11 protein-coding genes are annotated in these 13,510 nt (G+C 71.5%); 8 read left to right on the top strand and 3 right to left on the bottom strand.

Features of this window, described 5'->3' with window-relative positions:
• Window position 1 precedes the first annotated feature (1 nt).
• From AAFF41_RS22440 to AAFF41_RS22425, 4 genes are read left to right on the top strand one after another with little or no spacing between them, the layout of a single operon-like run.
• Window positions 2–1,135: an acyl-CoA dehydrogenase family protein gene (locus AAFF41_RS22440; protein ID WP_054235651.1), complete on the top strand. Its 1,134-nt coding sequence runs from the start codon at window positions 2–4 to the stop codon at window positions 1,133–1,135.
• Between the two features lie 33 nt (window positions 1,136–1,168).
• Window positions 1,169–2,767 carry a 4-coumarate--CoA ligase family protein gene (locus tag AAFF41_RS22435; protein WP_319748772.1) on the top strand — a complete coding sequence of 533 codons (1,599 nt, stop codon included), beginning with the start codon at window positions 1,169–1,171 and terminating at the stop codon, window positions 2,765–2,767.
• Window positions 2,764–3,507: an enoyl-CoA hydratase family protein gene (locus tag AAFF41_RS22430; RefSeq protein WP_054235649.1), complete on the top strand. Its 744-nt coding sequence runs from the start codon at window positions 2,764–2,766 to the stop codon at window positions 3,505–3,507. The genes AAFF41_RS22435 and AAFF41_RS22430 overlap by 4 nt, the downstream gene beginning before the upstream one ends.
• Before the next feature lie 32 nt (window positions 3,508–3,539).
• On the top strand, window positions 3,540–4,220 hold the full coding sequence (locus AAFF41_RS22425; RefSeq protein ID WP_343324524.1) for a TetR/AcrR family transcriptional regulator: 681 nt from the start codon (window positions 3,540–3,542) through the stop codon (window positions 4,218–4,220).
• Between the two features lie 35 nt (window positions 4,221–4,255).
• Here AAFF41_RS22425 and pdxH read toward each other — a convergent pair whose 3' ends face one another.
• Window positions 4,256–4,894, bottom strand: a complete 639-nt coding sequence (gene pdxH / locus AAFF41_RS22420) for a pyridoxamine 5'-phosphate oxidase (RefSeq protein WP_060901760.1) — start codon at window positions 4,892–4,894, stop codon at window positions 4,256–4,258.
• 422 nt (window positions 4,895–5,316) lie between these two features.
• Between pdxH and AAFF41_RS22415 the strand changes: the two genes are divergently transcribed.
• Window positions 5,317–6,417, top strand: a complete 1,101-nt coding sequence (locus tag AAFF41_RS22415) for a citrate synthase 2 (RefSeq protein WP_060901754.1) — start codon at window positions 5,317–5,319, stop codon at window positions 6,415–6,417.
• A gap of 30 nt (window positions 6,418–6,447) precedes the next feature.
• On the opposite strand, the gene AAFF41_RS22410 is transcribed toward AAFF41_RS22415, so the two are convergent.
• A complete protein-coding gene (locus AAFF41_RS22410) occupies window positions 6,448–7,512 on the bottom strand; it encodes an isopenicillin N synthase family dioxygenase (protein WP_319748774.1) in 1,065 nt (354 codons plus the stop codon).
• 666 nt (window positions 7,513–8,178) lie between these two features.
• On the opposite strand from AAFF41_RS22410, the gene AAFF41_RS22405 reads away from it, so the two are divergent.
• The gene (locus tag AAFF41_RS22405; protein WP_343324523.1) at window positions 8,179–9,564 is read left to right on the top strand and encodes a PAS domain-containing protein; all 1,386 of its coding nucleotides are present in this window, start codon (window positions 8,179–8,181) and stop codon (window positions 9,562–9,564) included.
• Window positions 9,565–9,870: 306 nt separating this feature from the next.
• Here the strand turns inward: AAFF41_RS22405 and AAFF41_RS22400 are convergent, their stop codons facing one another.
• Window positions 9,871–10,626 (bottom strand): SIS domain-containing protein, encoded by a 756-nt coding sequence (locus AAFF41_RS22400; protein ID WP_319748776.1) that lies wholly within the window; start codon window positions 10,624–10,626, stop codon window positions 9,871–9,873.
• A gap of 275 nt (window positions 10,627–10,901) precedes the next feature.
• On the opposite strand from AAFF41_RS22400, the gene AAFF41_RS22395 reads away from it, so the two are divergent.
• Together AAFF41_RS22395 and AAFF41_RS22390 are read left to right on the top strand one after the other, a co-directional pair.
• Window positions 10,902–11,594: an iron-dependent transcriptional repressor DtxR gene (locus AAFF41_RS22395; protein WP_054235646.1), complete on the top strand. Its 693-nt coding sequence runs from the start codon at window positions 10,902–10,904 to the stop codon at window positions 11,592–11,594.
• A gap of 951 nt (window positions 11,595–12,545) precedes the next feature.
• The gene (locus AAFF41_RS22390; protein WP_319748777.1) at window positions 12,546–13,421 is read left to right on the top strand and encodes an alpha/beta fold hydrolase; all 876 of its coding nucleotides are present in this window, start codon (window positions 12,546–12,548) and stop codon (window positions 13,419–13,421) included.
• The last annotated feature ends 89 nt before the right edge of the window (window positions 13,422–13,510 follow it).

The following is a 13,510-nucleotide window of genomic DNA, read 5'->3' as shown; positions in this document are numbered from 1 at the left end:
CATGAGCCCCGCAACAGAAACCGAAGAGCACAAGGCCCTCCGTTCCGCCGTGGCTGCCCTAGGCAAACGCCACGGCCGCGACTACGACATCGACACTCTCTGGTCCGAGGCCGCCAAGCTCGGCTACCTCGGCGTCAACCTGCCGGAGGCCTACGGTGGCGGGGGCGGCGGCATAGCCGAACTCTCCATCGTCCTGGAAGAACTCGGCGCCGCGGGCTGCCCCCTCCTGATGATGGTCGTGTCGCCGGCGATCTGCGGCACGGTGATCGCCCGCTTCGGCACGGAGGCCCAGAAACAGGAGTGGCTCCCGGGCCTGGCCGACGGCACCCGCACCATGGCCTTCGGCATCACCGAACCCGACGCGGGTTCCAACTCGCACCGCATCACCACCACCGCGCGCCGGGACGGTGCCGACTGGCTCCTGAGCGGCCGCAAGGTGTTCATCTCCGGCGTCGACATCGCGGACGCCACCCTCATCGTGGGGCGCACGGAGGACGCGCGGACGGGCCGCCTCAAGCCCTGCCTGTTCATCGTCCCGCGCGACGCCGACGGCTTCGGGCGGCGGCGGATCGACATGGAACTCCACAGCGCGGAGAAGCAGTTCGAGCTGACCCTCGACGACGTGCGGCTGCCCGCCGACGCGCTCGTCGGCGACGAGGACGCGGGCCTGCTCCAGCTGTTCGCGGGGCTCAACCCCGAGCGGGTGATGACGGCCGCGTTCGCGATCGGCATGGGCCGCTACGCGCTCTCCAGGGCCGTCGAGTACGCCCGCGAGCGCACCGTCTGGAAGCAGCCCATCGGCGCCCACCAGGCCGTCGCCCATCCCCTCGCACAGGCCCACATCGACCTCGAACTCGCCCGCCTGATGATGCAGAAGGCGGCGTACCTGTACGACTCCGGGGACGACGTCGCCGCAGGTGAGGCCGCCAACATGGCGAAGTACGCGGCGGGCGAGGCCTGTGTGAGGGCGGTCGACCAGTCCGTGCACACCCTCGGCGGCAACGGCCTCACCCGAGAATTCGGCCTCGCCTCGTTGATAACTGCCTCGCGCGTGGCTCGTATTGCTCCGGTGAGCCGGGAGATGATTCTCAACTACGTCTCCCACCAGACCCTGGGCCTGCCCAAGTCGTACTAGCCCGCCGCTCCACGAGCCGCTCCAGGAGGAACCGTGTTCCGCAGCGAGTACGCCGAAGTACCGGCCGTAGAGGAACCCATTCACGAGGCGGTCCTCGGCCGCGCCGCCGAGCGCGGCGACACGCCCGCGCTGATCGACGGAGTCGACGGCACCACGCTCACCTACGGGCAACTGGACCGCTTCCACCGGCGGCTGGCCGCGGCGTTCGCCGACGCGGGCGTCCGCAAGGGTGACGTCCTCGCCCTGCACAGCCCGAACACCATCGCTTTCCCGACGGCGTTCTACGCCGCCACGCGCGCGGGGGCGTCGGTCACGACCGTGCACCCGCTCGCCACGCCCGAGGAGTTCGCCAAGCAGCTGCGGGACAGCGCCGCGAACTGGATCGTGACCGTGTCGCCCCTCCTGGAGGCGGCGCGGCAGGCCGCCGAACTCGCCGGCGGAGTGCGGGAGATCTTCGTCTGCGACAGCGCGCCGGGGCATCGCTCGCTGATCGACCTGCTCGGTTCGACCGCGCCCGAACCGGAGATCGACATCGACCCGGTGACGGACGTCGCGGCCCTGCCGTACTCCTCCGGGACGACCGGCATACCCAAGGGGGTGATGCTCACGCACCGGTCCATCGCCACCAATCTGGCGCAGCTGGTGCCCTTCCTGCCGATGGGCGAGGGCGAGCGCATCCTCGCGGTGCTGCCCTTCTTCCACATCTACGGGCTGACGGCCCTGATGAACGCGCCCCTGAGGCAGGGCGCCACCGTCGTCGTACTGCCCCGCTTCGACCTCGACACCTTCCTCGCGGCCATCGAGAAGCACCGCATCAGCGGCCTCTTCGTGGCGCCGCCGATCGTGCTGGCCCTGGCCAAGCACCCGGCCGTCGCGCGGTACGACCTGTCGTCCCTGAAGTACATCGTCTCCTCCGCCGCGCCCCTGGACGCCAAGCTCGCGCTGGCGTGCGCCGAGCGCCTCGGGCTGCCGCCCATCGGCCAGGGCTACGGGATGACGGAACTGTCTCCCTGCACGCACCTGGTCCCTCTGGACGCCGCCCAGGACGCGCCCCCGGGAACGGTCGGCAGGCTCGTCCCGGGCACCGAGATGCGCATCGTCTCCCTCGACGACCCCGACAAGGACCTCGGCGTCGGGGAGGCGGGCGAGATCGTCATCCGCGGTCCCCAGGTCATGAGGGGCTATCTGGGGCAGCCCGAAGCCACCGCCGCGATGATCGACCCGGACGGCTGGCTGCACACCGGAGACGTGGGCCACGTGGACACCGAGGGCTGGCTGTTCGTCGTCGACCGCGTCAAGGAGCTCATCAAGTACAAGGGCTTCCAGGTCGCGCCCGCCGAACTGGAGGCCCTTCTCCTCACCCACCCCGGCATCGCGGACGCGGCCGTCATCGGGGTCTACAACGAGGACAACAACGAAGTCCCGCACGCCTTCGTGGTGCGCCAGCCGTCCGGGGCCGGTCCGGCGGCGGACCTCTCCGACGTCCCCGGCCTCTCCGAAGGAGAGGTGATGATGTACGTCGCCGAGCGCGTCGCCCCGTACAAGAGGGTCCGCGGCGTCACCTTCATCGACGCCGTCCCGCGGGCGGCCTCCGGAAAGATCCTGCGTCGGGAACTGCGGGGCTTGTCATGACCGTTGAACCGGTTGTCCGTGTGGCGCACGACCGCGCCGTCACCACCCTCACCCTCGACTCGCCCGCCAACCGCAACGCCCTCTCCGCCGCGCTCGTGGGCGAACTCGCGGACGGGCTCACCCGGTGCGGCAAGGACCGTGACGTCCGCGCGGTCGTCCTCGCCCACACGGGAAACACGTTCTGCGCGGGCGCCGACCTGCGTGACCCCCCGCACCCGGACGCGCTCGTCGCCCTGCTGCGGCAGATCGTCGAGCTGCACAAGCCCGTGGTGGCCCGGGTGACGGGCCATGTGCGGGCGGGTGGACTGGGGCTCCTGGGAGCCTGCGATCTGGCGATCGCCTCCAAGGAGGCCACGTTCGCCTTCACGGAGGTCCGCATCGGCGTCGCGCCCGCCGTGATCTCCCTTCCCCTGCTGCCCCGTACGGACCCCCGCGCCCTCGCCCGCTACTACCTCACGGGTGAACGTTTCGACGCGGCGGAGGCGGTACGGACGGGACTCCTGACGGCGACCGGCGACGACGTCGACATCACCCTGGAACCCGTCCTGGACGGCCTGCGCCGCGCCTCCCCCCAAGGCCTGGCCGAGACGAAACGGCTGCTCACGGCTAGGGTGCTGGAGGCCTTCGACCGGGACGCGGACGCCCTGACCGCGCTCTCGGCCGAACTGTTCTCCTCCGCGCAGGCCCGCGAGGGGATGACGGCCTTCCTCGAACGACGGGATCCCGCATGGGTGGTGTGAGCACGACGCAAGCCGCGGAGCAAGCGGAGCCCATGGACGCCGCAGACGCGACCACGGATGCGACCACGGACGCAGCGGACGCGACCACGGACGCGACCGATCCGGTCGCGATCGCCCCCCGCAGTCCCCGGCTTCCGCACGTTCCCAAGCAGGACCGCAGCCGCGCCACCCGGCAGCGGCTGCTCGCGGCCGCCGTGGCCTGTCTCGCCGAGCACGGCTGGGCGGGCTCCACGGTCTCCGTCGTCGCCGAGCGCGCGGGAGTGTCCCGGGGGGCCGCCCAGCACCACTTCCGCACCCGCGAGGACCTGTTCACCGCCGCGGTGGAGTACGTCGCCGAGGAGCGCTCCACCGCATTGCGCGCCTTGTTCCCGGAGGGTGCCGCCGACCGCCGCGAGGTGGTCGTGGCCCTGGTCGACCTCTACACCGGCCCCCTCTTCCGCGCCGCCCTCCACCTCTGGGTCGCCGCCTCCAACGAGGAGCAGCTCCGCCCCAGGGTCACCGAGCTGGAGGCCCGCGTGGGCCGCGAGACGCACCGGATCGCCGTGGAACTCCTCGCCGCCGACGAATCCCGCCCGGGCGTTCGCGAAACGGTCCAGGGCCTGCTGGACATGTCCCGCGGCCTCGGCCTCGCCAACCTCCTCACGAACGACGGGGGGCGACGGGAACGGGTGGTGGCGCAGTGGGGCGTACTGCTGGACGAGGCGCTGGGCTGAGCCCCGCCGACGTCGCTGACTGAGCCCCGCCTACGTCACGGACTGAGACGCTCCGCCCGCCAGCTGCCGTCCGGCTCCACCACGTACCGCAGCCGGTCGTGGAGGCGGTTCTCGCGACCCTGCCAGAACTCGACCGTCTGGGGGGCGACGCGGAAGCCGCCCCAGTGCGGGGGCACGGGGACCTGCTCCCCCTCCGGGTAGCGGGCGCTCAACTCCTCGTAGGCGGCGTCGAGCTCGTCCCGGGAGGAGATGACCGAGGACTGGGCGCTGGCCCAGGCGCCGAGCTGGGAGCCGTGCGGGCGGGTGCGGAAGTACGCGGCGGTCTCGTCGCGGCCGGTGCGCCGCGCCGTCCCGGTGACGATGACCTGGCGGGCCATCGGATGCCAGGGGAAGAGCAGCGAGACGTACGGGTTCTCGGACAGCTCGCGGGCCTTGCGGGAGTCGTAGTTGGTGTAGAAGACGAAGCCCTGCTCGTCGTACTGCTTGAGCAGCACCGTGCGTGAGCTGGGTCGGCCCTCCGCGTCGGCCGTGGAGACGACCATCGCGTTCGGCTCGTACACCATGCCCTGCACGGAGGCCTGCGCGGCCTGCTTGAACCAGCGGGCGAACTGGTCCATGGGATGCGCGGCGAGATCGGCCTCGACGAGCCCCTCGGCGCGGTAGTGGGCGCGCATCGCGGCGGGGTCGGCGGCGAGTTCTTCGGCGTCGCCCGCGGCTTCCGCGGCGGCGGCTTCCGCAGCGCGCAGGACGAGGGGCTCGGCGGCGGATTCATCCGGGAAGCGGTCGCGGTCGGTCACGCGGTCATCTTGCCGTATCCCTGTACGGCATCGAGTGTCAGTGGGTGGCACTCAGTGCCGCAGGGCCTCCCCAAAGGTGGCACTCGGAGATATGGTGCTGCCACCGTTCCGGTGGGATGACCGCCGGTCGCACGGGGCATCACCGGGAAGACGTACCGGACCGCGAGTCCACGAGCCGACCGTGGAGCCGGACGTCCACCACCCATCATCGACGCACGGTTTTCCCTTCCAACCGCAAGACGCGCCCCCACCATCACCCCCATAAATCCCCCGTCGTACACATCACGAGGAGCCGCCTGATGTCCGACTTCGTACCCGGACTCGAAGGAGTCGTCGCGTTCGAGACGGAGATCGCCGAACCGGACAAGGAGGGCGGCGCACTCCGGTACCGGGGCGTCGACATCGAGGATCTGGTCGGCCACGTCTCCTTCGGAAACGTGTGGGGCCTCCTCGTGGACGGCGCCTTCAACCCCGGCCTGCCGCCCGCCGAGCCGTTCCCGATCCCCGTCCACTCCGGCGACATCCGCGTCGACGTCCAGTCCGCGCTCGCCATGCTCGCCCCCGTCTGGGGCCTCAAACCCCTCCTCGACATCGACGAGGCCCAGGCCCGCGAGGACCTCGCCCGCGCCGCCGTCATGGCCCTCTCGTACGTCGCCCAGTCCGCCCGCGGCCAGGGCCGGCCCATGGTTCCGCAGAGCGAGATCGACAAGGCGCACTCCGTCGTCGAACGCTTCATGATCCGCTGGCGCGGCGAGCCCGACCCCAAGCACGTCGCGGCCGTGGACGCCTACTGGACGTCCGCCGCCGAGCACGGCATGAACGCGTCCACCTTCACCGCCCGCGTCATCGCGTCGACGGGCGCGGATGTCGCCGCCGCCCTCTCCGGCGCCGTCGGGGCCATGTCCGGGCCGCTGCACGGCGGCGCGCCCTCCCGTGTCCTCGGCATGATCGAGGAGATCGAGCGAACGGGCGACGCGGAGGCCTACGTCAAGAAGGCCCTCGACAAGGGCGAACGCCTGATGGGCTTCGGCCACCGCGTCTACCGCGCCGAGGACCCGCGCGCCCGTGTCCTGCGCCGCACGGCCCGCGAGCTCGGCGCTCCCCGCTTCGAGATCGCCGAGGCGCTGGAGAAGGCGGCCCTGGAGGAGCTCCACGCGCGCCGCCCGGACCGCGTCCTGGCGACGAACGTCGAGTTCTGGGCCGCGATCATGCTCGACTTCGCCGAGGTCCCGGCGCACATGTTCACGTCGATGTTCACGTGCGCCCGTACGGCGGGCTGGTCGGCGCACATCCTGGAGCAGAAGCGCACGGGACGGCTCGTACGGCCGTCCGCGCGCTATGTGGGCCCCGCTCCGCGCAGCCCCCAGGAGATCAAGGGCTACGAGGACATCGCGCACTGAGCCCCCGTCGAGTCCAGGAGTGGCCGGTCATCACGCGGGGGTGAGCAGCTCCGCGTGATGACGGGTGGCGACCAGGGGGTGGGCCCGCAGTTTGCCCTTCAGCTCGTTGAAGCCGTACTCCGCGAACAGCGGGTTCGCCGGGTCGTCGGTGACACCGGGAGCGGCGGAGGCGTGCGGGAAGGGCAACGGCTCCACGTGCGCGTCCAGGCGCGGGTTGTAGAAGAAGGGCACGGAGAACCGCTCGGTGGCCCCGGGCGGACTGACGACCCGGTGGTTGGTGGCGACGAGGTAGCCGTTGGTGGCCACTTCCAGCAGCTCGCCCAGGTTGACCACGAACGCCCCCGGCAGCGGCGGCACCTCGTGGAACAGACCGTCCTCGCGCTGCACCTGAAGGCCGCCGACCTGGTCCTGGAGCAGCAGCGTCAGGAATCCGTAGTCCTTGTGCGCGCCCACGCCCTGGTCGGCGCCGTCGCCCGCGCTGCCCGGGTAGCGCACGAGCTTCAGATGCGGATGGGCCCGCTCGCCGAAGATCGGCTCGTAGAAGTCGGCGGGAGCCCCGATCGCGGTGAGCAGCTCGCGCAGCAGGCGGGCCGCGACCGAGCTGAGCCGGTCGATCCATGCCAGCGCGGCGGTCCGCAGCTCCGGCAGTGCGGCAGGCCACTGGTTGGGCCCTTCCAGCCACCAGTAGGCGGGTTCGCCGGGACCGGGCCTGCGCGCGGGCCGCTCGGCCCCTATGTCGAGCTGGTCCCGCCAGTCCCGGCTGCCGCCCGTGCGCTCGTCGCCGGTGCGCGTGTACCCGCGGAAGTGCGGCGAGTTGACGTTGTCGAGGGCGAGCCGCTCGGCCTCGGGCAGCGCGAAGAACCGGTGCATGGCGTCGAGCAGGGCGGCGGTCTCGCCCTCGGTCACCCCGTGCCCGACGAGCTGGAAGAAGCCCACGTCGTGGGCCGCGCTGTGCAACTGCGCGTGCAGCAGGGCACGGGCCTGGGGGCCGCGCTCGGCCGCGGAGAGATCGATGATCGGAAGCTGCTGGTAGGGCCGGTGCTGTCGGCTCTGCCGGCTCTGCAGGTACTGAGCAGAAGACGTGTGCGTCGTCATGAGGTGCGTCCGCAGGGTGTACGGGTGCCCGGGCGGCCGCCGGGGATGGGGCGGGGGCCACGGGAGCCAAGGGGAAGAAAGGGGGCCGAGGTCAGGAAGAAGCCCGACAGCCCATGCTCGTGACGCGCACGAAGTCCACGTGTCGGCGTCGAACGAGCATCGGAAGCATGGTCCAAGAGTACTGCGGACCCCGTGAAACGCATGTGCCCCACCTCACATGCCCTGCGAAACGCAGACGACCCGCGAGCTCGGGTCCCTCCGCCTCGCGGCGGAGGAGCCGGCCGGACGTACCGGCGAGCTCGCGGGTCGGGTGACTGCTTGGGATTGGGGCCGGCTGCGCGCTCAGTTCACGCGCTGGTCCGGCACCGCACTGGATGTGGTGACGGGCCGCTAGCCCGCAGCCACCTCACGCGTCCGGTTCTTATACATCTGCCGAACCACCTCCCTTCTCGTGTAGACCACACCTTAGGAACCGATCGCCGAGAGCTCAACCACTTTTTTTTCGACCCTGCGATTCCTGGGGCTGACGGGGCGGAATCCCTGCGTACAACGATTTCGTCCAATCTTTGGGGAACACGATGTGGGCTGGGTCACGTTCGAGTTGAATGAAGGCGAGTGAGCGAACTGTCTCGCCGTACGTGCGGACGCAGCCTGCAGGGGGTCCAGGTGAGTGCTTCCCGGCGTAGTGGGACCACCGACGAGCTGGGGCCGGACGAGCCCGAGCCGGCTGGTTCCGATCTGCTTGCCGCGCTGCTGGACGGGATGGACGCGGCGCTGTGCGCGTTCGACGCCGACGGGGTCGTCACCCATTGGAACCGCGAGGCCGAGCGGATTCTCGGCTGGACCGCGGCCGAGGCCGTGGGGCGGCGCGGGTTCGCCGGGTGGGCCGTGCGGACCGCGGACGCCGAGGAGGTCGAGGCGCGGCTGCTGTCCGCCATGGAGGCCCCCGGACGTCAGGTGCACGAGTTCGCGCTGCTGACCAAGGACGGCGGGCGCGTGCTGGTGCGGACCCAGTCCGCCGCCGTGCGCGGAGCCGACGGGAAGCCCGCCGGGGTGTACTGCGCCTTCAGCGAGGTGCACGCGCAGATCGATCTCGAGCGGTCCATCGCTCTGAGCGAGGCGTTGTTCGAGGACGCCAGCTGGGGTGTGGTGCTGGTCGACGCGGACCTGCGGCCCGCCGTCGTCAACGCGCATGCGGCCCGAGCCCTGGGGATCGGGCGTACGGCGGTGCTCGGACGACCGCTGGGGGAGCTGCTCTCCCAAGGGGTCGAGGAGCTGGAGAGCGCGCTCACGCACGTGCTCGCCGAGGGCGCGCCGCCCGCGCCCGCCGAGATGTGGGTGAGCGTGCGGTCGGCCGAGGGCGAGAAGCGGCGGTGCTGGCGCAGCGGGTTCCTGCGGCTCGCCTCGCCGCTCGCGGAAGAACCGGTTCCGCTCGGGGTCGGGTGGCTCTTCCAGGACGTGACCGAGGCCAAGCACACCGAGCAGGAGGCGGCCCTGCTGCGGTTCAGGGCCAACCAGCTGCACCGGGCCGCCCGGGCGGCGGCCGAGTGCGAGGACCCCGGGGAGGCCGCCACCGTCCACCTCGACTTCGCACTCGCCGGGTTCGCCGACCACGCGCTGATCGACCGGGTCGCGACCGGGTGGTCGGCGGGGGACGAGGACGGGCCCGTACGGCTGGTACGGGCCGTCACCACGCCCGCCGGGGCGCCCGGGCCGAGTCTGCTCACCGGGAAGGCGGGGCTGCCCGTGCGGTACGCCGAGGGGCATCCCGCGCTCCAGTGCGTGGAGCGGGCCGGGTCCGTGCGGGCCAGCTCCGGTGAGACCACCCCCGAGCGCAAGCGGGAGTGGGCCACGGCCCGCCAGTGGCCGCCGGACTCGGTGCACGCCCTGTGCGCGGTCCTGCGCAGCCGGGGGCGCACGCTGGGCGTCGTGACGTTTCTGCGGGGGGCGGGGCGCAGCCAGTTCGAGCGCGCGGACGCGACGTACGCGGAGGACGTGGCGGTACGGATCGCCACGGCGCTGGATCTGGAGGGCCTGGCGGGCCACACGTAGGCCGCCGCACCCCCACCCGATCGGCCCAACGCGGCTGGAGGATTCCGGGTCGGCCCAGTGCGGGTGGAGGACTCCCGGTCGGTTCAGCGGGGTTGGAGGAGCCGGGTCGGTCCAGCGACCGTGGAGAGGCACGTTCGGCTCGGCGTCGGTCGAGGATCCGGGTCGGCTCAGCGGCGTGGGGGATCCCGGTGGGCCCAGCCGTGGTGAAAGATCCCGATCGGTCCCGTCACGGTGAAGGATCTCGGTCGGCTCAGCCGTGCTGAAAGGCCCTGGTCGGCTCGGCCGGGCTGAAAGATCCCCGTCGGCTCAGCGGCGGTAGAAGATTCGGTCGCCGTACTCCGTCATCACTCGGCCGTTCCACTCGTGACCGCCGTCGACGTTGCCCGAGCGGAGCAGGGGCGGCTCGATGCCCCGGTCGGCCAGCGCGCCCGCGGCCGTGGCCATGACGGCCTGGAGGAGGGCCGTCGTGACCACCGTGGAGGCGGGGGCGAAGGGCGCCTCGATCGTCTCCAGGGTCAGTTCCGCGTCGCCGACCGCGATCTTCGAGTCGAGGACGATGTCGCAGTGGTCCTTCAGATACGTCCCCGAGACGTGCCGGGACTTCGTCTCCGAGGCGTAGGCGACCGAGGTGACGCCGATGACCTTCACGCCCAGGGCCCGCGCGTTCATGGCCATCTCGACCGGGAGCGCGTTGCGGCCGGACAGGGAGATGATCACGAGCACGTCGCCGGCGCGCAGCGGGCTGGAGTCCAGGACCGCGCTCGCGAGGCCGTCGACCCGCTCCAGGGCCGAGCCCAGCGTCGCCGGCATGACGTCGACGCCGACCACGCCCGGCACGGCGAGCAGGTTCATCAGGGCAAGCCCACCCGCGCGGTAGACGACGTCCTGCGCGGCGAGCGAGGAGTGCCCGGCGCCGAAGGCGAACAGCCGGCCGCCGTCCGTGACGGTGTCGGCGATCAGGGCGCCGGCCGCCTCGATGTCTCCCGCGTCCTCGTCCCGCACCCGCCGGAGCAGGCCGATCGCCGCGTCGAAGAACTGCCCGGCCAGCTTGCGGTCGCTCATCGGCGAAGCCCCTTAGAAGTCTCGTCGGCGTCGGGTGGGAGCTGGGTCACGCTTCGTGTCGCGGATCACGTTGCGGTCTGGACCAGTGCGCTGTCAATACGGCCTGCGGAGCCGCCCGCGGAGGCACCCGGTGGGGCGTGCGCAGGGGCACTCGTCACCCTGCGGTTTCAACGGCGAGGCACGCTTGTCAGTGGTATGCGTCAGAATTGGGTTCAGGGCCAGCGCACACGCCGGTGAGCCACCGAGCCTTCGGCAGAGCTAATCAAGGGGCACGTATGTCCGGACTGATCGACACCACGGAGATGTATCTCCGCACCATCCTCGAGCTGGAGGAGGAAGGCGTGGTCCCCATGCGCGCCCGGATCGCGGAGCGGCTCGACCAGAGCGGGCCGACGGTCAGCCAGACGGTGGCGCGCATGGAGCGCGACGGTCTGGTGGCGGTCGCCACCGACCGGCACCTGGAGCTGACCGAGGAGGGCCGTCGTCTCGCCACCCGAGTGATGCGCAAGCACCGCCTCGCGGAGTGCCTGCTCGTCGACGTCATCGGTCTGGAGTGGGAGCAGGTCCACGCCGAGGCGTGTCGCTGGGAGCACGTGATGAGCGAGGCGGTGGAGCGGCGGGTGCTGGAGCTCCTGCGCCACCCGACCGAGTCGCCGTACGGCAACCCGATCCCCGGACTGGAGGAGCTCGGCGAGAAGGACGGCGCCGACCCGTTCCTGGACGAGAGCATGGTGTCGCTGGCCGAGCTCGACCCCGGCCTGGACGGCAAGACCGTCGTCGTGCGCCGGATCGGCGAGCCCATCCAGACGGACGCGCAGCTGATGTACACGCTGCGGCGCGCGGGTGTGCAGCCCGGCTCCGTGGTGAGCGTGACGGAGTCGGCGGGCGGCGTGCTCGTCGGCAGCGGTGGTGAGGCGGCGGAGCTGGAGTCGGACGTCGCGTCCCACGTGTTCGTCGCCAAGCGCTGACATCCGGTGATGGTGGGAGGCCTCGCACCCCGGTGCGGGCTTCCCGGCCCTGAGCCCGCGAGGGGCAGCTCCCGGGGGTGGGCCACGGGGTCCGGCATCCGCCGAACCCCGGGTCGGCCTCCGGGCGCCCGCCGGCCATCGTGGGCCGGCATCGACTCGGCCCGCCCGCTGCGCGTCGGTGGCGATCGAGCCCGCGCACGGCGACACCGCTCGTGGGGGACGACCCGGAGCTCCGTTCAACGCGCGGGGCGCGGGCATGGGCGCCCTGGCGCAGGTCGCTCGCCCTGGAGCGTGTCGTCCGCCCGCGGTGACCCAACGCTCCACCTCCTTCCCGCGCCTCCGTCGACTCACCTCGGTCATGTCAACTCCCGCGACCACAGGGGCAGTTGTGATGTTTTCGCTACCTGGCCGAAACCAAGATTCAGTGTGCGGAATCGCAGCGCCGCGACCATTTGCGTGCGAGGCTGACCCGTGAGGCATATGACCTGAGGGCTCTTGACCGTGTCCAAGAGGGATGTCGCACGGTTGGGGAAGGGGCGGGGAGGATGTGCCGTAGATGTGGAGAGGGCCCCGGCACCTTATGGCGCCGGGGCCTGTCCTCCCCTGTGCTGACCCGGAGCCCCGAGCTCCCAGGGTCATCCCCTTCGGACCGATTTCCCCGAGTGGTCCGCCTCCCGCTGAAGATCTCCCCTCGGCGGCGGCGGTCAATCCCCGAGTGGGGTCACTCGAACGAGGGGTGTTGCCGCCGAGAGGAGTATTTTCGAATACTCATTCGATAACCTGGCGGCGTATCACAGGCACATCGGGTACACGTAGAGCAGCACATCAGCAGACTCAACGGCATGAAAGCGGCACGACAGCAGCAGCAAGCGCGGCAGGAAGCGGTACGAGTGGACCGGCCGACTCGAGCGGGAGCGAGCGGTCCGAGCGAGCTAGGGGGGTGCCAGACCTATGGTGCGGCGCATCGACGTGACGGGCGCGGGCGGCCTACGGCTCGCTGCCTGGGAGTTCGCCGATCCTCCCAAGAGCGACCCGCCCAGGACCCCGCCCGCCCCCGGCGTGCTGCTTCTGCACGGCCTCATGGGCCGCGCGTCCCACTGGGCGTCCACCGCCCGCTGGCTCTCCGAGCGGCACCGCGCGGTCGCCCTGGACCAGCGCGGCCACGGCCAGAGCGACAAGGCGCCGGAGGGGCAGTACACACGCGAGGCGTACGTCGAGGACGTCGAGGCCGCTCTCGAGCAGCTGGGTCTCGCCCCGACCGTCCTCATCGGCCACGCGATGGGCGCGCTGACCGGCTGGCAGCTCGCCGCCAAGCGCCCCGACCTCGTCCGGGGGCTGATCATCTGCGACATGCGGGCCTCGGCGTTAGGGGCCGCTTCGCAGCGTGAGTGGGAGGACTGGTTCAAGGCCTGGCCCACGCCCTTCGCCACGCTCGCCGACGTACGGAAGTGGTTCGGCGAGGACGACCCCTGGGTGGAGCGCCCGAACCCGTCCCGCGGCGAGTTCTACGCCGAGGTGATGCACGAGTCCGCCGACGGCTGGCGCCCGGTCTTCGAACCCGAGCAGATGCTCAAGTCCCGCCAGACCTGGGTGTACGACGCCCACTGGGAGGAGCTCGCCCAGGTCCAGTGCCCCGCACTGGTCGTACGGGGCCTGGACGGCGAGCTCGGCCGGGCCGAGGCCCAGGAGATGGTCCGCGTCCTGCCGCACGGCCGGTACGCGGAGGTGGCCGACGCCGGTCACCTCGTGCACTACGACCAGCCGGAGGCGTGGCGCGCGGCGATCGAGCCCTTCCTCGACGGCGTACTCGCCGACCAGGACCGCTAGGACCTGTCCGGCGGATCATGCCGCGCCCGCGGGCCCTGACAGCTCGCTCTCCCCGTCGGCACGTCGGCCTCCCCGGCGCTCTCCCCGCC

The sequence above is a fragment of the Streptomyces mirabilis genome (assembly GCF_039503195.1).
Taxonomy (GTDB): Bacteria; Actinomycetota; Actinomycetes; order Streptomycetales; family Streptomycetaceae; genus Streptomyces; species Streptomyces mirabilis_D.
Note: the sequence above shows the minus strand (reverse complement) of the source record. Positions and strands in the feature narration are given on the sequence as shown.